Origin of the sequence: Actinosynnema sp. NPDC091369 (genome assembly GCF_044757065.1) — a bacterium.
In the GTDB taxonomy this organism is placed as follows: Bacteria; Actinomycetota; Actinomycetes; order Mycobacteriales; family Pseudonocardiaceae; genus Actinosynnema.
This window is the reverse complement of sequence record NZ_JBIVUG010000021.1, coordinates 1-19,538: the sequence shown is the minus strand read 5'-3', so window position 1 is coordinate 19,538 and position 19,538 is coordinate 1. Positions and strand designations below refer to the sequence as shown.

Genomic DNA, 19,538 nt, shown 5'->3' with positions numbered 1-19,538 from the left:
TGTTCGACTCGCGCGGGTCAGTGGTGGTGGGTGCGGTAGGTGGTGGCGGCGCCGGGGTGCAGGGGGAGGCCGGCGGTGCCGATCAGGCTGCGGACGTCGAGGAACTGGGTGCCCAGGGTCTGGCGGGGGACGAGGGCGGCGGCGCGGGAGATCAGGGTGCGGGTGACGGCGGCGGCCACGTCGTCCGGCAGCGACGCCCGGCACACCAGGAGGTTGGCCACGCCGATGGTGGGGACCTCGCGGGTCGCGCCGTACACGCCGACCGGCACCGGCACCTGGTCGTAGACCGAGCCGTGCGCCGCGCGCAGCTCCGGCACCAACCCGGCCAGCGGCAGCAGGCGGATGCCCGGCAGGTCGTCCAACGTGGGCGTCGGCACTCCGCCCGACCACAGCAGCGCGTCGATCCGCCCCGCGGCCAACGCCTGCGCCGCGTCACCCAGCCTCAGGTGCTCCACCCGCACGGACTCGCGCAGGCCGAGCGCGACCAGCATCCGCTCACCGGACAGCGACGCGCCCGACCCCTCGGCACCCAGCGAGACGGTCCGCCCGGCCAGGTCACCGGGGGTCTGCGCCGGGTCGTCCACCCGCACGACCAGTTGCAGGTAGTTTTCGTACACCCGGCCCAACGCCCGCAGCTCCAGCCCCGGGTCGGCGACGCGGGCCGAGTCGGCCAGGGACAGCGCCACCTGCGCCTGACCGGACGCCAGCAGCGCCAGGTTCGCCAGGCTGCCCTCCGTCTCCAGCACCCGCCCCCGCACGTCCAGGAGCTGCTCGGCGAGCAGGGTCGCGAAGTCGAAGTACATGCCCCCGCGCTCACCGGCCGCGATCGTCACCTCGCCGGCCGGCCCGCCGGACGCGCAGCCGGCGGCCAGCAGCCCCAGCAGGAACACCCGCCGGTTCACAGCGCCGGCTCCAGCGGCAGCGTCACGCGCGCGGTGAACCCGTCCGCCGACGACAGGGCCAGCACGCCGTGCCGCGCCTTCACGAGCTGGTCCGCGATCGCCAGCCCCAACCCCGTGCCCGGCTGCCCGGACCGCCCGCGCCAGAACCGGGACGTGGCCAGCGCCAGCTCCTCCTCGCCCAACCCGGGCCCGTCGTCGTGCACCTCGACCCAGCCGACGCCCGCCGCGCGGTCCGCGCCCAACGAGACCCGCACCGCGCCGCCGTACTTGACCGCGTTGTCCAGCAGCACGTCCAGCACCTGCGCCAGGTCCGACTCGGGGCAGCGCACCAGCACGGCCAGCGCGGGCGTCTCCGGCAGGGGCACCTGCCAGAACCCGGCCCGGTCCACCGCCACCGCGCCCACGTCGGCCAGCTCCGGCTCGCGCCCGCCCGCCGCGACCTCGGTGGCCGCGCTCTCCGCCGACGCCAGCGCCAGCAGGCCGTCCAGCAGCGACTCCAGCCGTTCGATCTCGGCCACGCCCGCCGTGTACGCCCGCACACCCTCCGGCTTGACCTGCCCGCTCAACGTGTCCATGCGCAGCCGCAACGCCGCCATCGGGTTGCGCAGCTGGTGCGAGGCGTCCGCGATCAGCCGCCGCTGCTGGTCCGCGGCCTCCGTGACGGCGTCGGACATCCGGTTGAACGACTCCGACAGCTCCCGCACCTCCGGGGGACCGCTGCTGCCCGGCACGTGCGCCCGCCGTTCGCCCGCGGCCACCGCGCGCACGCCGATCGCCAGCTCCGCCAGCGGCTTGAGCAGCCACCGCGCCACGGCCAGCACCAGCACCACCGAGACGACGGCCGCCGCCAGCGCGCCACCGAGGACCAGCAGCCACCGCTGGGTGACGTCCGCCGCCGCCCGGTCGACCGACGCCCGCAGGACCACCGCGCCCGCCACCCTCGTGCCGGTGCCGACCGGCCGCGCGAACACCACGTGCCCCGACGACCACGGCGTCAGCGCCGGCACCGACGACGCGGGCTGGTTGCGCAGCGCCGCGTCCAGCACCCGCGCCAGCGCCGGGTCGTCCGCGGCCAGCCCCGCCTGGGCGACCGGCTGCCTGCGCGCGTCGACCACCACCACCGGATCGCCGTACAGCTCCACGTACGCGGCGACCTCGTCCTCCAGGGCGGCCTTGTCGCCGGTGGTCTCCGCCTGCTGGGCGAGCGCGGCGAACCGGTCCAGGTCGCCGGTGCGGGTCAGCACGAACGACTGCGTGCGCTCGGCCGCCGTGGACGACAGCAGCGGCACGGCGAACGCGGCCACCGCGGCCCCCGAGAACAGCAGCAGCACCAGCAGCAGGCGGCGTCGCATTCACTGCCCCGTCTTGTCTTCGGCCCCGCCGGGGGCGAGCCGGTAGCCGAAGCCGCGGATGGTGGTCAGCAGCCCGGGTCGGCCGAGCTTCGCCCGCAGCCCCGCCAGGTGCACGTCCAGGGACCGCGACACGGCCAGGTACGCGTCGCCCCACACCTCGTCCATGAGCTGCTGGCGGCTCACCGCCGTGCCCGCCCGGCTGGCCAACGCGGCCAGCACGTCGAACTCCTTGGTGGTCAACGCGATCTCCGCGTCGCCGACCACCACCCGCCTGCCCTCCAGGTCGATCTCCACGTCACCGACGCGGACCGTGCGGTCCTTCGGGCCGGTGAGCGCCGCGCTGCGCCGCGCGACCGCGTCCATCCGGGCCAGCAACTCGCCGAGGCGGACCGGTTTCACCAGGTAGTCGTCCGCGCCGAGACGCAGACCACGCACGATCGAGCGCTCGTCGCCCCGCGCGGTGAGCACCAGCACCGGGACCGGCGACACCTTGCGGATCTTGCGCAGCACCTCCAGCCCGTCGGTGTCGGGCAGGCCCAGGTCCAGGAGCAGCAGGTCGAAGTCGCGGTGGACCAGGAGCGCGTCCGCGCCGCGGGCCACCCGGCTCGGCCGGTGGTCGTTGGCCTCCAGCGCCTCGACCAAGGCGTCGGCGACCCCGTCGTCGTCCTCGACGAGCAGCACGCGCACCCGTCCACCCCCTTTGGTTGGGGCGATTATGTCGTTCGAGGTGTAGACAGTGGCTGTGAGCATTGACGAGCACGTGCCCGCGGTCCTGCTGGACGAGGCCAGCGAGGCGTTGGAAGAGCTGGCGGGCGTGCTGGCCGACGGCCAGACCTTGAAGGACGCGTTGCAGCAACTGGCCGAGTCGGCGTCGCGGGTCATCCCGGACGCGGAGAACGTCAGCGTGACCGCAGTGGACCCCGACGGCGCGTCCACGGTGGCGTCGACCGACGAGAAGGTCCTCGCGGTCGACGCCGACCAGTACGCGGCCGGTGACGGGCCGTGCCTGGAGGCGACCAGGACGCGCAAGCCGGTGCGGGCGACCGTGGCCGACGGCCGGGAGAAGTGGCCCGAGTTCGCCGCCGCCGCCGAGCGCGCGGGCGTGCGGGCCTACCTGTCCGCGCCGATCGTGGTCGAGGACGAGATGCTCGGCTCACTGAACCTCTACAGCTCGCACGAGCGGGCGTTCGACCCGTTCGACGAGGCGTTGTTGCGGCTGTTCGTCACCGCCGCGTCCACGGCCATCACCGGGTTCCGCCGGTACGAGCGGTCCCGGCGGCTGGTCGAGCACCTCCAGCACGCGCTGGACTCGCGGGCCGAGATCGACCAGGCCAAGGGCGTGCTGATGGCCGCGCACGGCATCGACGCCGAGGAGGCGTTCGGCCGGCTCGTGACCGAGTCGCAGCAGCACAACACCAAGCTGCGCGAAGTCGCCCGCAACCTGCTCGTGTCGGTGCGAAGACGGCCCTGATTGTCACGCCCCTGACAAAAGTCGAATTCCTGTTTTGGTTTCCGCAACAGGCGTGAATTCCTCGGCGTCGGCGCTCCCGGTTCCGGTTAGAGTGTCCGGGTAAAAGCCTTTTCCCCATTCTGGTCCGAGGAGAAGCATGCGCTCCAACCGTGTGGCCGCGGCGGGATTCGCCGTCGTGGTCTCCGCCGCGCTCACCGCGTGCGCCGACGACCCGTCGTCGACGATGAGGACGTTCGACACGCCGCAGGCGCTGGCCGAGGCGACCCGGGTGGCCGCCGAGATCAAGGGGTCGGTCACCGTCGACCTGGACCTCGCGACCAACGGCAGGGGCAGCTGCGGCGTGCGCACCGCCGACTTCGCCGCGTCGTGCCGGATCTCCATCGCCGACGCCGAGGAGGTCGCGTACGTGATGGTGCCGGACGGCATCTTCGTGCGCATCCCGACGGGGCAGGCGCCGCAGCCGGACAAGCCGTGGCTCCGGATCGACCCCGACGACCCGGACAACGCGCTGGCGCGTGCCATGGCGGACGTCGCCGTGCACATCCGCGACACCGCCGACATCCGCAAAGCGCTGCCCGACGGCGCGCGGATCGTGGAGAAGGGCGAGGAGTCGGTGTCGGGCATGCAGACCGTCCGCTACACCGCGCACGTGACGCTGGACGGGCGGGCGTCGGTGCTGAAGCTGTGGGTGGACGGGGAGGACCTGCCGGTGAAGACCGAGGCGCGCACGCCGGTGGAGGGCGGTGAGACGGTGCAGGTGGTCGCGAACTACCGGGACTGGGGCAAGCCGGTCGACATCACCCCGCCCGCGCCGGACCAGCTCGGCGAGCTGCCCGCGTTGCCGGGCTGATCGGCACGCGCACGGCCCCCTCCCGATGTCTCGGGAGGGGGCCGTTTCGCGTTGGGGGACAACGGGATCGTCAGGCGCGGTTGCGGGTGCGGCGGAGGTAGAGGAGAACGCCGGCGCCCAGCGCGAGGAGGGCGCCGCCCAGGACCAGCGGGCCCTTGATCGAGCTGCCGGTGTAGGCGAGCCCGTTCTTGTCCGGGTGCGACACCGGGACCACGGCCTGTGACGCGGTTGTCGTGGTGCTGCTGCTGGTGACCGGCGTCGTGGTGCTCGTGGTGGTGGACGTCGGGACCGTCGTGGTGGTGGACCTCGTGGTGGTGGTGCTGGTGGTCGGCTGAGTGGTGGTCGTGGTGGTGGTCGGCTGGGTCGTGGTTGTGGTGGTCGGACGAGTGGTCGTCGTTGTGGTCGTGGTCGTCGTCGGACTCGTCGTGGTCGTCGTGGTGGGACCGGTCGTGGTGGTCGTCGTCGGCGACGTCGTAGTCGTGGTGGTGGTGGGTTCCGTTGTTGTGGTTGTGGAGTCGGTGGTGGTGGTCGTCGGCTCCGTGGTGGTGGTTGTGGTCGTCGTGGTTGTTGTCGTGGGTTCGGTCGTCGTTGTGGTCGGCGTCGTCGTGGTGGTGGTGCCCTCGGGCTGCACCGTGAACTCGTACAGGCGAGTCGACTGGCCCGGCTTGAGCGTGCACGGCGAGGTGAACGTGCCCAGCCCCGTCTCCGAACCGTCGGCGGTGCGCGGGGTCAGCGTGGTCACGAAGTCGCCGACGTCGATGGTCGTGGTGCCCGCGAAGGGGAAGCTCAACGACGGCGTGGTGCCCGTGGCGACCGTGTCGAACGCGCCCGACTCCGGGACCGCGGTCTTGGCCACGGTCAGGTCGGGCACGATGTCGAGCACCAGGCCCGCGTTGTCGATCACGGTCTGCGCCGACGCGGTGCCTTCCACGGTCTCCGCGCCGACGAGCCGCAGGCCCTGCGTAGCCAGTTCCGGCACGGTGGCGGTCGCGGTCACGCGAGCCTCGGGGACGGGTTCGCCGACCACCGCGGTGTCCGGGAGGTCCTCGACCACGATCTCGACGCTCATGTCCTGCGCACCGATCAACGGGAACGGGCAGTTGTAGACCAGGGTCAGCCGCGCCGTCGCCGCGCTGCCGACGCCCGCGCCCCACAGGGCCGAGGCGCCGACCACCGCCGCGGTGACACCCAGGGCGGCCACCCGGTGCCGCAATCTCATGTCAGGTCCTCTCCTGCCGAAAACGTCGGGGCGGGCCGGCGACGTCGCCGGCCCGCCCGCGGTCGGATCACTGCCCGGTGCCGTCGACGACGGTCAGGCGGGCGACACGGTGAAGGTGTGCAGCAGCGTGTTCTGGTTCGGCTTGAGCGTGCAGTCGGAGGTGAACGTGCCGAGGCCGGTCAAGCTGCCGTCGGCCCGGCGCGGCGTCAACGTGGTGCTGAAGGCGCCGACCCGGACCGTGGTCGTGCCCGCCTTGGCGAAGGTGACCGGCGCCGTGCCGCCCGTGGCGATGGTGTTGAACGAGCCCGACGTCGGGATGTTCGTCTTGGCCACCACGAGGTTGGCCACGACGTTCTGCACCGCGCCCGCGTTGTCCACCGCGGTGCTCGCGACGGCGGTGCCCTCCACGGTCGTCGCGCCGACCAGCCTGAGCCCGAGGGTGGCGCTCGACGGCACGGTGGCGATGGCGGTCACCCGCGTCCCCGGGACCGGCTGGCCGACCACCGCGGAGTCGGCCAGGTCGGCCACGGTGATGCGGACGGTCATGTCCTGGGTGCCGATCAGCGGGAACGGGCAGCTGTACGCCAGGGTCAGGCTCTTGGTGGCGGCCATGCCGGTGCCCGCGCCGGCGAACGCCACCGATCCGACGACGGCGGTGGCGACCGCGAGTGCACCGATGACCGTACGGCCAGTGAGTTTCAGCATGTGCTTCTCCTCGTCGAGAGCAGTGCGGAAAGCAGGGTGTTCGGTGTGCGGCGGAAGGCTACTCGTCAGTAAAGTAGCTTTGTCGCGCACGCTGGGCAAGTATTTCTTTCACGTTTTCCCCGGCTGTGTCAGAGGTGCGACAAAAGCGCCGGAAAGAGTTGTCACCCGCATGACAAATCATCGCCCGGTGCTTGTCCGGACCGGCTGGGGAAAGTAGTTTCGAAGAATGAGCGGAGGTGGGCGGTGAGGATCGCGGTGGTGCTGGCCGCCGTCGCCGCGCTGCTGGGCGCGACGCTGACCCCGACGTGGGAGGTGCGCCACGCCGAGGTGCGCGTGCCGAGGCCCGCCGCCGGCATCGTGGTCAACTACCAGGTGGACGGCGTGAGCCGGATCTTCAAGCTCCAGTCCGACCTCGTGATCGGTCCGGGCACCCTCAAGGCCGAGATCGACCTCGTCAACGGCACCATCGTCGGCGACCTGTGGCTGCCGCCCAGCGACGGCTACTTCGTCGTGTTCGGCTTCGTGCCCACCACCGCGCGCACGGACCTGGTCCCGGTCGCCAAGGTGACCGGGACGATCAAGGACGGTGACGTCAAGGCCAACGCCAAGCTCGACATCGGGCTCGGTGACGTCGTGGTCGACGCCCAGCCGCTGGACGTCGGACCGGCGTGCCGGACCGTCGAGGCCGCCTCCATCGACCTCGAAGGGCCGTTCGAGCTCGCGAAGATGCGGATGAAGGGCGTCTACCCCATCCCGCCCTTCGGCGGCTGCCAGGGACGGGAGCGGCTGGACTCGCTGCTGACCGGCCTGATCTCCGGGCCGGGCAACACGCTCGACCTCACGCTGACCTTGCTCCCGGGGATCCCGTGAACCCCGGCGGGCCGGCGGGCCCGAGCCGCCCGGTCCGCTCGGTCGAGCCGTTCAGCAGCCGCAACGCCCGCAGCGCGATGCCCATGTCGAACAACGCGTCGGGGTCGTGCAGCTTCGCCCCGAACAGCTCCTCCAACTGCCGCAACCGGTAGCGGACCGTCTGCGGGTGCACGGCGAGGCTGGAAGCGACCTCCGGCGCGCTGCCCCGCGTCTCCACCCACGCGGTCATCGTCTCCCGCATCCGCTGCTGCTGCTTCGGCGTCAACCCCTCCAACGGCGCCAGCGTCCGCTTCACCAGCTCGTGCACCAGCTCCTCGTCGCCGAGCAGCAGCAACGTCGACAGGTGCTCGGTGGTGTCCACCATCGGCTTGTCCGCGATCACGCCGGACTGGATCAGCGTGATGGTGCGGCGCGCCCAGCGCAGCGACTGCCGCGCCGAGGTCAGCGGCACGACCGGGCCGACCGCCGCGCGCCACCCGCCGAGCTTCTGCTCCAGCGCGACCAGCTGCCGCTCGGGGTCGGTGAGCAGCAGGCACGGCTCGCTGCCCTCCAGGTCCATCAGGATGTCCTCGTGCAGCGCCGGTATCGGGAGCTGGTGCTGGTCGGTGCGCCGTTCCAGGGCCACCACCAGCACCTTGTCGGGCAACGGCCAGTGCGCCGCCTCGGCCAGTTCCACCAGCGCGTTCGGGTGGTAGCCGGGTTCGCCCAGGAGCAGCTCCAGCAACCGCTTGCGCCGCCGCTGCAACGCGCCCGCGTGCCGGGCCTGCGCCTCGGCGTAGCCCTCCATGGACCGCAGCGACAGCTCGTCGATGTAGGCGAAGATCGCCTCGGCGATCAGGCACATGGTGGCCAGCGGCACGCGTTCGGTCTGGCCGAACTCGGAGATGCGCCGCCACGCCACCCGCGCCCCGATCCGGTACGCGGTCTGGAGCAGGTCGAGGCTGCGGCCCGCGCTGACCTCCAGCTTGCCCAGCAGGCGGAACAGCTTGGCCCGGTCCTCCCGCTGCGCGGTGGGGTCGACCATCCGGTCGATGAACTGGTGGATCGCCTGTTCCACCCCCTCGACCACCACTTGGCCGAACATCCCCTCCAGCTTCTGCGAATACTCGGCGATCTGATCCTGGATTTCCCGGACCATGTCCACCGCCACGTCGCCGGCCCGGGCGCGGAACTTCGGCGCGAGGTCGGCGGGCAGTTGCTCCCACAGGTCCGCGTTCCCGATGAGCGGTAACTCGGAGGCTCGGACTTCTCCGGTTCTGTTCATGCTGTTCGCCCACCACCAAACGGTTAGGTGTGATTCCGAACACTGTATTTTTGATCATGAAAAGTTGTCAACCGGGACGCGCTCCCATGACAAAGTCGCCGCTGTTGTCGTGCGCCGGATGACAAGAACGGCGCTAGCGCAGCCCGCGGCGCAGCACCTTCCCGGTCTCGGTGCGCGGCAGCGAGGTCATCAGCACGACCTCGCGCGGCACCTTGTGCCTGGCCAGCCGGTCGCGGACGAAGAGCTTCAGCTCCTCCGGGTCCACCCGCGCGCCGGGCACCGGCACGACGAACGCCCGCAGCCGCTGCCCGAACTCCGGGTCCGGCACGCCCAGCACCACCGACTCCCGCACCTGGTAGTGCGTGGCCAGCAGGTTCTCCACCTCGCCGGGGTAGACGTTCTCGCCGCCCGAGACGATCATGTCGTCCTCCCGGCCGACCACGAACAGCCGCCCGTGCCCGTCGAAGTGCCCCAGGTCGCCGGTGCCGACCAGGCCGTCGATCGTGTCCTTGCCGCCACCGCCGGAGTAGCCGCTGAACCGCAGCCCGCTGCCGACGAACACGCGGCCGACCACGCCCGGTTCGGCGATCCGGCGACCGCGCTCGTCGTAGACGGCCACCCGGCACGTGCGCGGCGGGCGACCGACCGTGCCCGGCGCCGCGCGCAGGTCCTCGGGCGTGGCCACGGTCGCCACCGCCACCTCGGTCGAGCCGTACAGGTCGTAGACCACGTCACCGAACCGCCTGGTCGCCTCGGCGGCGAGCGACGCGGGCAGGTCGGCCCCGGAGCTCAGCACCACCCGCAACGCCGACAGGTCGTGCGACTCCAGCTCCAGCGGCCCCAGGTCGAGGATGCGCCGGAGCATGGTCGGCACGAGCATCAGCGCGGTGGCGCGGTGCCGCGCGGCCAGCTCCACGGTCCGCCTCGCGTCGAACCTGCGCGTCAGCACCACCGCCGAGCCGAGCGCCAGGCCCAGCACCAGGTGCGCGAAGCCGATGCCGTGGAACACCGGCGCGGCGATCAGCGTCACCTCGCGCGTCCGCAGCGGGACGCGGTCCAGGAAGTCGACCGCGGCGAACGCCGAGCGCAGCTCCCGGTGCGCGCCCTTGGGGGTCCCGGTCGTGCCGCTGGTCAGCAGCACGACGCTGCCCGGCCGCGCCGGGCGTGGAGGCTCGCGGTCGGGTGCGGAGCCGACCAGCGCGTCGAAGTCGTCGGTGCGCAACCGGGTCACGGCGGGCGGCACCTCCACCAGCACGGGCGCGAAGTCGGCGTCGTGCACCAGCGCGACCACCCGTTCGCGGCGCACCACGTCCGCCAGCTGCGGCGCGGCGAACCCGGTGTTGAGCAGCAGCACCCGGGCGCCGAGCCGGGCGCACGCCAGCATCGCCTCCACCGGGTCGCGGTGGTTGCGGCACAGCACGGCCACCACCTGGCCCGCGCCGATGCCCGCCGCGTGCAGGGCCCGCGCCACCGCCGTCGACCGCTCCCGCAGCTCGGCGTAGGTGCACGGCCCGGTCTCGTCGATCACCGCGATGGCCTCGGGGTGGTGGCGCGCGGCGCGCAGCACCGACCCGAGCAGCGGACCCCACGCGCGCACCTCGACCAGCGACCGCAGCGCCCGATCGGGTCGGTGCGCTTGGACCATTCCGGCGCGGTGGAGCACCCGAACGCAGTGCGGCAGATGTGACACGCGTGCACCCCCGAATCTCGACAACGCCAATCATTGGTAGCCGCAACGCGGGCCGGGGCGCCAGCGCCCGATCGGGTTTGTGCAGCGACGTGAGTGGTCCGCGACCGGTTTTTGTCACGTGCTTGACAAGCCTTTTCGGCTTCTTGTGCGGTGGGACGCCCGTCAGTAACGTACTCGTCGGTAACGTCATTTCGGCTATTCACACCACCAGTGCGGAGAATACCCGTGGCATTGCGCCGTCGCCTGCTGGGGCTGCTGTTCGCCGCCCTCCTGGTCGCGCTGTGCGGATTGTCCGTCGCGGCGTACCAGAAGGTGTTCACCTCGCGCGTGACCGTGCTCCTGCGCACCGACCACGTCGGCAACCAGCTCCAGGCCGACTCGGACGTGAAGCTGCTCGGCGTGCTCGTCGGCGAGGTGCGGGCGATCCGCTCGCGCGGCGACGGCGCCGAGGTGGAGCTGGGGCTGCGCCCGGAGCAGGTGGACCGCATCCCGGCGAACGTGTCCGCCCGGCTGCTGCCGAAGACGCTGTTCGGCGAGCGGTTCGTCAGCCTCGAACTGCCCGACGACCCGGAGGGCGCGCTCGGCGACGGCGCGGTGATCGAGCAGGACCGCACGTCCGGCGCGGTCGAGCTGGAACGGGTGCTCGCCGACCTGCTGCCCACGTTGCAGGCCGTGCGGCCGGACAAGCTGTCCGCCGCGCTGACGTCGATGGCGCAGGCGCTGGACGGGCGCGGCGCGACCCTGGGGCAGGCGATCGTCGACCTCGACACCTACCTGCGCGAGCTGAACCCGCAGTTGCCGGTGCTCAAGGACGACATCACCAAGTTCGCCGACGTCGCCGGCGTGTACGCGGACGCGGGACCGGACCTCGTGCGCGCGTTGTCGGACGCCACCGCGGTCAGCCGCACGATCGCCGAGCAGCGCGCCGACCTCGACGCGGTGTACGCGAGCCTCACCACCGCGTCGGCCGACCTGACCGGGTTCCTCCGGGCCAACGGCGAGACGGTGGTCGCGCTGGCGGACCGGTCGCGGCCGACGTTCGAGTTGTTCGCCACCTACTCGCCGGAGTTCGGGTGCGTGCTGGGCGCGGTCAACGCGCTGCGGCCGCGGATGGACCAGGCCCTGGGCAAGGGCACCGACCAGCCCGGCATGCACGTCGAGTTCACCGTCGTGCCGCCGGGGGAGCGGTACGTGCCCGGGGTCGACGACCCGGCGCACCGCCGGGGCGGCGCGCCGCACTGCCCGGCCGGTCCCGTCAGCGCCGTCACGCCGGACCGGGTGCCCGAGTGGGCGGGCCTGCTGATGGGAGCCCGATGAGGAACGTCGCCGCGCCGCTGACCAAGTTCCTGGTGTTCGTCCTCGTGACGGTCGCCGCCACCGGCTTCCTGGCGGCGACCATCGCGGGCAGCCAGGTCGGCGCGACCGCGGTCTACACCGCCCGGTTCACCGACGTCACCGCGCTGGCCGAGGGCGACGACGTGCGCATGTCCGGGGTGAAGGTCGGCCAGGTCGAGTCCCTGGAGCTGGTGGACGACGAGCTGGTGGACGTCGGGTTCTCCGTCGCCGACGGCCGGTCGCTGTCCGCCGACGTCACCGCCACCATCAAGTACCGCAACCTGGTCGGCCAGCGCTACATCGCGCTGGAGCAGCCCGCCGGCCGGGTCGGCGCGACGCTCGCGCCCGGCGACCTCATCCCGGTGGAGCGGACCACGCCGGCGCTGGACCTGACCGTGCTGTTCAACGGGTTCAAGCCGCTGTTCCAGGCGTTGAACCCGGAGGACGTGAACAAGCTGTCGCACGAGATCGTGCAGGTGCTGCAAGGCGAGGGCGGCACGGTGGAGAGCCTGCTCGCGCACACCGCCTCGCTGACCTCCGCGCTGGCCGCCAAGGACGACGTCATCGGCAAGGTCGTGGAGAACCTGAACGCGGTGCTGGAGACGGTGAACTCGCGCGACGACCGGTTCGGCGAGCTGCTGACCTCCATGCGGCAGCTCGTGTCCGGGTTCGCCGCGGACCGGGAGCCGATCGGCAACGCCATCACCGGCCTGGCCGCGTTGAGCGACAGCACCGCCGCGCTGCTGGAGCAGGGCCGCCAACCGCTCAAGGACGACATCGCCGCCCTCGGGCTGCTCGCGGGCAACCTGGGCGACGCGCCCGAGCTGGAGCCGTTCATCCGGAACCTGCCGGTGAAGTTCGAGTCCATCGGCCGCACCGCGTCCTACGGCTCCTGGCTCAACTTCTACCTGTGCTTCGCCTCCTCGCAGGCGCCGCCCGCGCCCGGCGGACCGCCCGTCGGCATCCCCGTCACCGAAGCGAGGTGCCACCGATGACACCCAGAGGGGTGCGGAGCCGGCCGGTGCTGCTGGGAGCCGTCGGCCTCCTGGTCATCGCGGTCACCGCCCTGCTCACGTTCTTCCTGGAGGACCTGCCGTTCTTCGGCGGCGGCGCCCGGCACACCGCCGAGTTCGCCGAGGCGGCCGGCCTGCGCGTGGACGACGAGGTCCGCGTCGCGGGCATGAAGGTGGGCACGGTGACCGACGTCGGGCTGCGCGACGGCCGGGTGCTGGTGACGTTCCGGGTCAGCGGCGTCGAGCTGGGCAACCGCAGCCGGGCCGAGATCCGCATCAAGACCCTGCTCGGGCAGAAGTACCTGGCGCTGGACTCCGAGGGCCGCGACCCGCTCACCGAGACCATCCCGGTCGAGCGCACCACCTCGCCCTACGACGTGGTCGAGGCGTTCAGCGGGTTGTCCACCACGGTGCGCGGGATCGACACCGACCAGTTGGCGCAGAGCTTCCAGGTGCTCTCGGACACCTTCCGCGACTCGCCGGCGCACGTGAAGCAGGCGTTGGACGGGCTGTCGTCGCTGTCGAAGACCATCTCCTCGCGCGACGAGCAGCTGGCGTCGCTCATCGAGGGCGCGAACCGGGTCAGCGGGGCGCTGGCCGAGCGCAACGAGGACTTCGCCGCGCTCATCACCGACGGCAACCTGCTGCTGGAGGAGATCGGGCGTCGCCGGGACGCGATCGCACGCCTGCTCGACGGCACGCGCGCGCTGTCCCGGGAGCTCTCCGGCCTGGTCGCCGACAACAACGAGCAGTTGCGGCCCGCGCTGGAGCAGCTGGAACGCGTCACCGACGTGCTGCGGAACAACCAGGACGGGCTCAACCGCGGGCTCGCGCTGGCCGGGCCGTACTACCGGGTGCTGAACAACTCCCTGGGCAACGGCCGCTGGGTGGACACCTACCTGTGCGGGCTTGTGGTCGACCCCGGCGCGCGGCGCGACTGCCCGACGGGAGGCCGCTGATGTTCGCGCCCACGCGTGGCCGTCGCCGGCTGGTCCTGGTGCTGGCGCAGGGGTTCGTGCTCGTGCTCGTGGCGACGATCGCGGTGTGGTGGGTCTTCCTGCGGCCCGCGCCCACCCGCGTCGCCGCCTACTTCACCGCCGCCGTCGGCGTCTACGAGGGATCGGACGTGCGGGTGCTCGGGGTGCGGATCGGCCGGGTGGTCGGCGTGCTGCCCGAGGGCGGGGCGGTGCGGGTGGACCTGGAGCTCGACCCCGGCGTGGACGTGCCCGCGGACGCCCGCGCGGTGGTCGTGTCGCCCAACATCGTGGCCGACCGGTACGTGCAGCTCACGCCCGCCTACACCGGGGGTGACCGGATCGCGCCCGGCGCGGTGATCACCAGCGCCCGCACCGCGGGCACGGTCGAGCTGGACGAGCTGTACTCCAGCCTGGACACGCTGCTGACCGCGCTCGGCCCGGACGGCGCGAACCGCGAGGGCGCGCTGTCCGACCTGCTGACCACCGGCGCGGCGAACCTGGACGGCTCCGGTGCGGCGCTGGGCGAGTCGATCCGGCAGCTCGCGGACGCGGCGAAGACGTTGGCCGGGTCGCGCGACGACCTGTTCGGGACCGTGGACAACCTGCAGTCGTTCACCTCGATGCTCGCCGCGAACGACGAGCAGGTGGGCCGGCTGGCCGACCAGCTCGCCGACGTGTCCGGGTTCTTCGCCGCCGAACGGGACGACCTCGGCGCGGCGCTGGGCGAGCTGGCCACGGCCCTGGAACAGGTGCGGGGATTCGTGCACGACAACCGCGACCGGGTGAAGTCCAGTGTGGAGGACTTGGCCGTGCTGACCGGGACGCTGGTGCAGCAGCAGGCGTCGCTGACCGAGATGCTGGAGGTCGCGCCCGTGGCGCTGCACAACGTGGTCAACGCCTACGACCCCGCGACCGGGACGCTGACCGCGCGGGCCAACCTGAACGAGTTCGTCACCGACCTGCTGAGCGTGCCCGGGGGCGTGCGGTGAGGCGGCTCGCGGCGGTGGCGCTGGTGCTGGTGCTGACGGGGTGTTCGGCGATGCCGAGCGCGTACGACCTGCCGCTGCCCGGCGGCGCGGACCTCGGTGACCGGCCGTACCGGGTGACGGTCGAGTTCGACGACGTGCTGGACCTCGTGCCCCACGCCGGGGTCAAAGTGGACGACGTAGCGGTCGGCAAGGTCGAGGACATCGCGTTGTCCGAGGACGGCTCCACGGCGCTGGTGCGGGTCGCGGTGCGCGGTGACGTGCTGCTGCCCGCGAACGCCCTGGCCCGGCTGCGCCAGTCGAGCCTGCTGGGGGAGAAGTACGTGGAGCTCGCCTCGCCGCCGCAGCGGTCGGCGTCGCCGCTGGTGGACGGCGCGGTGATCCCCGTGGCGCGGACCAACCGCAACCCCGAGGTGGAGGAGGTGTTCGGCGCGTTGTCCATGCTGCTCAACGGCGGCGGCATCGCGCAGATCCAGGACATCTCGCGGGAGCTGAGCGCGGCGTTGTCCGGCAACGAGGCCGCGGTGAAGTCACTGCTGTCCACGCTGGACTCGTTCGTCGGCGAGATGGACTCGCACAAGGGCGAGATCACGCGCGCCCTCGAGGGGATGGACAAGCTCGCGTCGGCGCTGGAGTCCCGCAAGGACGACATCGGCGAGGTGCTGGACGGGCTGGAACCGGGCCTTCGCGTGCTGCACGAGCAGCGCGGGCAGCTCGTGGGGCTGCTCGACGCGTTGCGCGGGCTGTCCGACGTCGCGGTGAGCACGGTGGACCGCAGCCGGGAGGACCTGGTGGCCGACCTGCGGGCGTTGGAGCCCACGCTGCGGCGGCTGGCCGAATCCGGGCAGAACCTGCCGCAGTCGCTGGAGATGCTGCTGACCTTCCCGTTCACCGACGCCGTGCTGGACGGCATCAAGGGCGACTACCTCAACACCTACCTGACCCTGGAACCCGGAGCGCGCTGATGATCACTCGCCGGATCAAGGCGCAGATCGCGCTGTTCGCGGTCATCGCGCTGCTCGGCGTCACGTACGTCAGCGCGAAGTACGTGGGGCTCGTGGTGGTGGACGACGGGTACGTGGTCCGCGTGGAGCTGGCGCGCACGGGCGGTCTGTTCACCGGCGGCGAGGTGACGTACCGGGGCGTGCCGGTGGGGCGGGTCGGGCCGATCCGGCTGGGGGACGGGCAGGTCGAGGTCGAGCTGCGCATCGCCGCGGGCGCGCCGCCGATCCCGGTGGACCTGGAGGCCGTGGTCGCCAACCGCTCGGCGGTGGGCGAGCAGTACGTCGACCTCCGGCCGCGCCACGACGGCGGGCCGTACCTGGGCGACGGCTCGGTGATCCCGCGGTCGCGGACCTCGCTGCCGCTGCCGGTGGAGCAGGTGCTGACCAGCCTGGACGACCTGGCGCGCTCGGTGCCCGTCGAGTCGCTGCGGACCGTGGTGGACGAGCTGGACCAGGCGTTGCGCGGCACCGGGCCGGACCTCCAGGTGCTGCTGGACGCGACCACGCAGTTCATCGCGACCGCGAGCGCTCACCTGCCCCAGACCACGCGGCTGCTCAACGACTCGGCGGGCGTGCTGGCGACCCAGCTCGACCACTCGGCGGCGATCAACTCCTTCGCCGACAGCGCCTTGCAGGTCGCGTCACGGCTGCGCGAGTCAGACGGCGACCTGCGGCGGCTGATCGCGGCGGCGCCGGGCGCGTCGGCGGAGGTGAGCGCCCTGCTGCGGGAGTCCGGCCCGAACCTCGGCGTCGTCCTGGCCAACCTGCTGACCACGGCGGACGTGCTGGTCACCCGGCAGGGCGCGCTGGAGGAGGTCCTGGTGACCGTGCCCGACGCGGTGTCGGTGGCCGCCTCGGCGGTCGGGTCCGGCCAGGCGCGGTTCGGCCTGGCCCTGACGTTCTTCGAACCGCCGCCGTGCGAGGCGGGCTACGAGACCACCCCGCGCCGCGGCGGCCTGGACACCTCGGCCGGTCCGTTCAACACCGACGCCGCCTGCACCCTCCCGCGCGGCTCCGCCACCGGCGTCCGCGGCTCGCAGAACGTCCCGCGCTAGTCGTCCGGGTCCTCGGTTCCGGCCAGGATGGCCACCACCTCGCCCGGGAGCTCGAACCCGACCAGTTCCACTCCGCTGAACACGGGAGTCAGCACCGGCGTGACCCCTCGCGGGACGAGGCCACGACTCTGCAACATGCGGGTGATGCGGTGGACCGGATCGGTGAAGTCGTGCGGTATCCCCCCGAGGTAGGCCCCGCTGGATGCGATCGCGTTGTTGTCGATGTGCCCACCCAGTCGTGCTGCCTGGCGGATGACCTGGGCGTGCGGCCGTTCCTCGAAGTCGAGGAGGCGGAGCAGCTCCGCCACGCCGGTGGCCGACCAGGTCGCGCTCTCCTGGCTCTCGCTCACCCGGGCGACGTCGTCGACCGACTCGGTGCGCACCTCGACCTCCAACGCGGACGCCCGCCGGAGCAGGTCGACCGGGCGCATCATGTAGAGCTGCCTGCCGGCCGTGGCGGCGAACTCCTCCACCAGCTCCACCCGCGGTCCGAGGAACTCCGACCGGTAGCGCCACCACCAGTCCTCCTTCTCGTCCCCGGTCACGAACAGCAGGTCGGTGTCGCGCCGCGCGGCCTCCTGCACCGCCTGCGCCCACACCAGGTAGTCGCCCGCCGCGCCCTCGGGCAGGGCCGAGTCGTCCTTGCCCGCGTCGAGGTACCCGGGCGGCTCCTTGGCCGCCGCACGCCGCTTGCCCTCCTGGACCAGCGCCTTCCACTGGCTGTGATCCGGTTGCGCGCCGACCTTGCCGCGCAGCAACGCCTCCAACCGGTCGAGCACCGGTTCGCGTCCCGGCACGCCCGGCGAGTCGGGCGACGGCGGGGTGTGCGACCTGATGGCGGCGACCAGCTCCTGGTGCAGCGCGGTCACCTTGCGCACGAGGTCGTCGCGGACCGCGTCGGCCAGCGCCGTGGTCTTGGCCCACTGGTTCAGCGCGTCGTCCGCGGCCCGCTGCTGCTTGGCCAGGGCGGAGAGCACCTGGTCGGTCGCCGCCGCGCGCCCGGCCAGCACGGTGAGCCGGTTGCGCCAGAACTCGCGCATCACCTGGTGCGGTATCCACAGCCGCTCGCCCACGCGACGGAGGAGGCCCAGCAGGTCGTCCCGGGTGGCCTCGGTGTAGCGGTAGAGGTTGAGCAGCACGTTGGCGTCGACCACGACCAGCGCGGACCGCAGCGCGTCCGCCTGCTCCTCCTCGGAGGGGCGGCGGTAGCCGGGGAAGGCGTCGTAGATGCCCGAGTTTCCGTCTGCCTGCTCGACCATGTCCGGTAGATCGTCACGCGGGCGGCCGGTGTTTCAGGCGGGGGAGACGTAGAACCAGACGCCGTCCTCGCGCACGAAGCGGCTGTTCTCGTGCAGCTCGTCGCGGTGGCCCTGCCAGCGGTAGTGGGCGCGGAACTCGACCGTGCCGGTCGTCTGGAACGGCGTGCCGCCGGTGTGCGAGAGGACTTCCAGGTGCGTCCAGCGCTGGTCCGGGTCGAGGTCCAGCGAGGCCGGGCGGGTGCTGGGGTGCCAGGTGGCCAGCAGGTAGTCCTCGTCGCCCACCGCGAACGCGCTGTAGCGGGAGCGCATGAGTGCCTCGGCCGTCGCCGCCTTGCGCCGCCCCTGGTGCAGCGGCCCGCAGCACTCGTCGTACGGCTCGCCCCGGCCGCAGGGGCACCGGCCGGCCTTCCCGGTCCCGCCCGTTCCCGTGCCGCTCATTCCGGCCGGTCGCACGCGGTGCGGCCGGAGCGGTCGTAGCGCACCCACGCCAGCGCGTTCTCGGCGTCCCGGTCACCGGCCGCCGCCTCCGCCGACAACGACGCGTGCACCTGGTAGCGCAGGTCCGCGGGCACGGCGGGGTTGGTGAGCAGGTTCGCGCGGATCACCGGGCTCGGGTCCTCGGCGAGCGCCGCCAGCGCGTCGGCGGGCGCCGACGGGTCGGTCGACAGCGCCTCGCGCACGGCGGCGGACATCGGTTCGGTCACGGGACCAGGATAGGAGAGGAAGCGGCCCCCCTCCCGTTGACTGCCAGTCGGGGAGGGGAGCCGCTTCGAGGGCCGGCTACGGCGTCAGCCGCACGCCACACCGTTCAAAGTGGGAGAAGTGAACGGTGGGGTACCGCCGCTGAAGCTCGCGTTGTACCCGATGGTCGCGGTACCACCGGTCGCGAGTCCGCCGTTCCAGGCCGCGTTGCCGACGCGGACGATGTCGCCGCCGTCGGTCCACGTCCCGTTCCAGCCCTGGGAAACGGTCACACCGGGCGCGGAGAACGTGAGGGTCCAGCCGTTGATCGCCGGTCCCCGGTTCTCGATGACGATCTCGCCGGTGTAGCCGCCCGACCACTGGCTCACCACGCGGTGCGTCACCCGGCATCCGTCCCCTGGAGGCGGAGTGGTGGTCGTGGTGGTCGTGGTCGTGGAAGTAGTAGTGGTGGAAGTGGTGGTCGACGTCGTGGTGCTGGTGGTGGTCGACGTCGGGCCGGCTGCGATGGCCAGGTCGTAGGCGCGTTGGGGCACGAACTGGCCGGCCTGGGCGATGCAGCCGTCGGCTTCGCCGGGCAGCTTGACCCACAGGAACGCGGCGATGCGGGAGTCGCCGGTGTTGGTGGTGCTGGGTGTGCCGATGGCGCGGCCGGCGGGGTCGCACCACTCGGTGCCCAGCGGGCCGTTGCCGTTGCGGCTGGTGTCGATCACCGCGGTGAGCCGGCCGTCGCCCAGGGCGTTGAGGATGTTCTTGGTGTAGGCGACCTCGTCGGAGGTGCGCCGGTAGTTGGACACGTTCGAGGCGATGCCGTCGGCGCTGTTGGAGACGTCGGCGCCGCGCAACCGGTTGGCCGCCTCCGACGGGGTCAACCACGCCGAGTTGCC

Annotated in this window: 20 protein-coding genes; 9 read left to right on the top strand and 11 right to left on the bottom strand. The window is 72.3% G+C overall.

Annotated features, from left to right (window positions below; genetic code table 11):
- Positions 1-17: 17 nt before the first annotated feature.
- The 3 genes from ACIQMJ_RS38915 to ACIQMJ_RS38905 are packed head-to-tail and all read right to left on the bottom strand — an operon-like array spanning position 18 to position 2,941.
- Entirely contained in the window at positions 18-902 is an 885-nt protein-coding gene (locus ACIQMJ_RS38915; protein ID WP_499766033.1) for a TAXI family TRAP transporter solute-binding subunit, read from the bottom strand.
- A complete protein-coding gene (locus ACIQMJ_RS38910; protein ID WP_499766032.1) occupies positions 899-2,254 on the bottom strand; it encodes a sensor histidine kinase in 1,356 nt (451 codons plus the stop codon). The genes ACIQMJ_RS38915 and ACIQMJ_RS38910 overlap by 4 nt, the downstream gene beginning before the upstream one ends.
- Positions 2,255-2,941, bottom strand: coding sequence for a response regulator transcription factor (locus ACIQMJ_RS38905; RefSeq protein ID WP_499766031.1), 687 nt, complete (start codon positions 2,939-2,941; stop codon positions 2,255-2,257).
- 49 nt (positions 2,942-2,990) lie between these two features.
- Between ACIQMJ_RS38905 and ACIQMJ_RS38900 the strand changes: the two genes are divergently transcribed.
- Both ACIQMJ_RS38900 and ACIQMJ_RS38895 read left to right on the top strand, forming a co-directional pair.
- Positions 2,991-3,725, top strand: a complete 735-nt coding sequence (locus ACIQMJ_RS38900) for an ANTAR domain-containing response regulator (RefSeq protein ID WP_499766030.1) — start codon at positions 2,991-2,993, stop codon at positions 3,723-3,725.
- 136 nt (positions 3,726-3,861) lie between these two features.
- Entirely contained in the window at positions 3,862-4,575 is a 714-nt protein-coding gene (locus tag ACIQMJ_RS38895) for a hypothetical protein (protein WP_499766029.1), read from the top strand.
- A 70-nt stretch (positions 4,576-4,645) separates the two neighbouring features.
- Here the strand turns inward: ACIQMJ_RS38895 and ACIQMJ_RS38890 are convergent, their stop codons facing one another.
- Positions 4,646-5,794 (bottom strand): DUF6801 domain-containing protein, encoded by a 1,149-nt coding sequence (locus ACIQMJ_RS38890; protein ID WP_499766028.1) that lies wholly within the window; start codon positions 5,792-5,794, stop codon positions 4,646-4,648.
- Positions 5,795-5,887: 93 nt separating this feature from the next.
- Entirely contained in the window at positions 5,888-6,499 is a 612-nt protein-coding gene (locus tag ACIQMJ_RS38885; RefSeq protein ID WP_499766027.1) for a DUF6801 domain-containing protein, read from the bottom strand.
- Between the two features lie 243 nt (positions 6,500-6,742).
- Between ACIQMJ_RS38885 and ACIQMJ_RS38880 the strand changes: the two genes are divergently transcribed.
- Positions 6,743-7,369 (top strand): hypothetical protein, encoded by a 627-nt coding sequence (locus tag ACIQMJ_RS38880; RefSeq protein ID WP_499766026.1) that lies wholly within the window; start codon positions 6,743-6,745, stop codon positions 7,367-7,369.
- On the opposite strand, the gene ACIQMJ_RS38875 is transcribed toward ACIQMJ_RS38880, so the two are convergent.
- Together ACIQMJ_RS38875 and ACIQMJ_RS38870 are read right to left on the bottom strand one after the other, a co-directional pair.
- Positions 7,338-8,633 carry a PucR-like N-terminal domain-containing protein gene (locus tag ACIQMJ_RS38875; RefSeq protein ID WP_499766025.1) on the bottom strand — a complete coding sequence of 432 codons (1,296 nt, stop codon included), beginning with the start codon at positions 8,631-8,633 and terminating at the stop codon, positions 7,338-7,340. The two genes, ACIQMJ_RS38880 and ACIQMJ_RS38875, sit on opposite strands and share 32 nt — an antisense overlap.
- A 133-nt stretch (positions 8,634-8,766) precedes the next feature.
- Positions 8,767-10,278, bottom strand: a complete 1,512-nt coding sequence (locus tag ACIQMJ_RS38870) for an AMP-binding protein (protein WP_499766024.1) — start codon at positions 10,276-10,278, stop codon at positions 8,767-8,769.
- Between the two features lie 270 nt (positions 10,279-10,548).
- Between ACIQMJ_RS38870 and ACIQMJ_RS38865 the strand changes: the two genes are divergently transcribed.
- The 6 genes from ACIQMJ_RS38865 to ACIQMJ_RS38840 are packed head-to-tail and all read left to right on the top strand — an operon-like array spanning position 10,549 to position 16,693.
- Positions 10,549-11,640 (top strand): MCE family protein, encoded by a 1,092-nt coding sequence (locus tag ACIQMJ_RS38865; protein ID WP_499766023.1) that lies wholly within the window; start codon positions 10,549-10,551, stop codon positions 11,638-11,640.
- Entirely contained in the window at positions 11,637-12,653 is a 1,017-nt protein-coding gene (locus ACIQMJ_RS38860; RefSeq protein WP_499766022.1) for an MCE family protein, read from the top strand. Before ACIQMJ_RS38865 ends, ACIQMJ_RS38860 begins: the two co-directional genes overlap by 4 nt.
- The gene (locus tag ACIQMJ_RS38855) at positions 12,650-13,630 is read left to right on the top strand and encodes an MCE family protein (protein WP_499766021.1); all 981 of its coding nucleotides are present in this window, start codon (positions 12,650-12,652) and stop codon (positions 13,628-13,630) included. The genes ACIQMJ_RS38860 and ACIQMJ_RS38855 overlap by 4 nt, the downstream gene beginning before the upstream one ends.
- Positions 13,630-14,637, top strand: coding sequence for an MCE family protein (locus ACIQMJ_RS38850; protein WP_499766020.1), 1,008 nt, complete (start codon positions 13,630-13,632; stop codon positions 14,635-14,637). Before ACIQMJ_RS38855 ends, ACIQMJ_RS38850 begins: the two co-directional genes overlap by 1 nt.
- Positions 14,634-15,599: an MCE family protein gene (locus ACIQMJ_RS38845; protein WP_499766019.1), complete on the top strand. Its 966-nt coding sequence runs from the start codon at positions 14,634-14,636 to the stop codon at positions 15,597-15,599. The genes ACIQMJ_RS38850 and ACIQMJ_RS38845 overlap by 4 nt, the downstream gene beginning before the upstream one ends.
- The gene (locus ACIQMJ_RS38840) at positions 15,599-16,693 is read left to right on the top strand and encodes an MCE family protein (RefSeq protein ID WP_499766018.1); all 1,095 of its coding nucleotides are present in this window, start codon (positions 15,599-15,601) and stop codon (positions 16,691-16,693) included. Before ACIQMJ_RS38845 ends, ACIQMJ_RS38840 begins: the two co-directional genes overlap by 1 nt.
- Here ACIQMJ_RS38840 and ACIQMJ_RS38835 read toward each other — a convergent pair.
- The 4 genes from ACIQMJ_RS38835 to ACIQMJ_RS38820 form a co-directional block, all read right to left on the bottom strand.
- Positions 16,690-17,952 (bottom strand): PIN-like domain-containing protein, encoded by a 1,263-nt coding sequence (locus ACIQMJ_RS38835; RefSeq protein WP_499766017.1) that lies wholly within the window; start codon positions 17,950-17,952, stop codon positions 16,690-16,692. The genes ACIQMJ_RS38840 and ACIQMJ_RS38835 overlap by 4 nt on opposite strands.
- Before the next feature lie 33 nt (positions 17,953-17,985).
- Positions 17,986-18,390, bottom strand: coding sequence for a YchJ family protein (locus tag ACIQMJ_RS38830; protein WP_499766016.1), 405 nt, complete (start codon positions 18,388-18,390; stop codon positions 17,986-17,988).
- Positions 18,387-18,656 carry a hypothetical protein gene (locus tag ACIQMJ_RS38825; RefSeq protein ID WP_499766015.1) on the bottom strand — a complete coding sequence of 90 codons (270 nt, stop codon included), beginning with the start codon at positions 18,654-18,656 and terminating at the stop codon, positions 18,387-18,389. The genes ACIQMJ_RS38830 and ACIQMJ_RS38825 overlap by 4 nt, the downstream gene beginning before the upstream one ends.
- Before the next feature lie 84 nt (positions 18,657-18,740).
- Positions 18,741-19,538, bottom strand: a 798-nt coding sequence (locus ACIQMJ_RS38820; protein ID WP_499766014.1) for a glycoside hydrolase family 6 protein, incomplete at its 5' end; no start/stop codon positions are given.

What these genes read in the sequence shown, in the direction of transcription:
- ACIQMJ_RS38840 (WP_499766018.1), top strand. Translation starts at nt 15,599, where the DNA reads ATGATCACTCGCCGGATCAAGGCGCAGATCGCGCTGTTCGCGGTCATC.
- ACIQMJ_RS38910 (WP_499766032.1), bottom strand. Translation starts at nt 2,254, where the DNA reads ATGCGACGCCGCCTGCTGCTGGTGCTGCTGCTGTTCTCGGGGGCCGCG.
- ACIQMJ_RS38895 (WP_499766029.1), top strand. Translation starts at nt 3,862, where the DNA reads ATGCGCTCCAACCGTGTGGCCGCGGCGGGATTCGCCGTCGTGGTCTCC.
- ACIQMJ_RS38890 (WP_499766028.1), bottom strand. Translation starts at nt 5,794, where the DNA reads ATGAGATTGCGGCACCGGGTGGCCGCCCTGGGTGTCACCGCGGCGGTG.
- ACIQMJ_RS38850 (WP_499766020.1), top strand. Translation starts at nt 13,630, where the DNA reads ATGTTCGCGCCCACGCGTGGCCGTCGCCGGCTGGTCCTGGTGCTGGCG.
- ACIQMJ_RS38835 (WP_499766017.1), bottom strand. Translation starts at nt 17,952, where the DNA reads ATGGTCGAGCAGGCAGACGGAAACTCGGGCATCTACGACGCCTTCCCC.
- ACIQMJ_RS38830 (WP_499766016.1), bottom strand. Translation starts at nt 18,390, where the DNA reads ATGAGCGGCACGGGAACGGGCGGGACCGGGAAGGCCGGCCGGTGCCCC.
- ACIQMJ_RS38885 (WP_499766027.1), bottom strand. Translation starts at nt 6,499, where the DNA reads ATGCTGAAACTCACTGGCCGTACGGTCATCGGTGCACTCGCGGTCGCC.
- ACIQMJ_RS38855 (WP_499766021.1), top strand. Translation starts at nt 12,650, where the DNA reads ATGACACCCAGAGGGGTGCGGAGCCGGCCGGTGCTGCTGGGAGCCGTC.
- ACIQMJ_RS38870 (WP_499766024.1), bottom strand. Translation starts at nt 10,278, where the DNA reads ATGGTCCAAGCGCACCGACCCGATCGGGCGCTGCGGTCGCTGGTCGAG.
- ACIQMJ_RS38860 (WP_499766022.1), top strand. Translation starts at nt 11,637, where the DNA reads ATGAGGAACGTCGCCGCGCCGCTGACCAAGTTCCTGGTGTTCGTCCTC.
- ACIQMJ_RS38875 (WP_499766025.1), bottom strand. Translation starts at nt 8,633, where the DNA reads ATGAACAGAACCGGAGAAGTCCGAGCCTCCGAGTTACCGCTCATCGGG.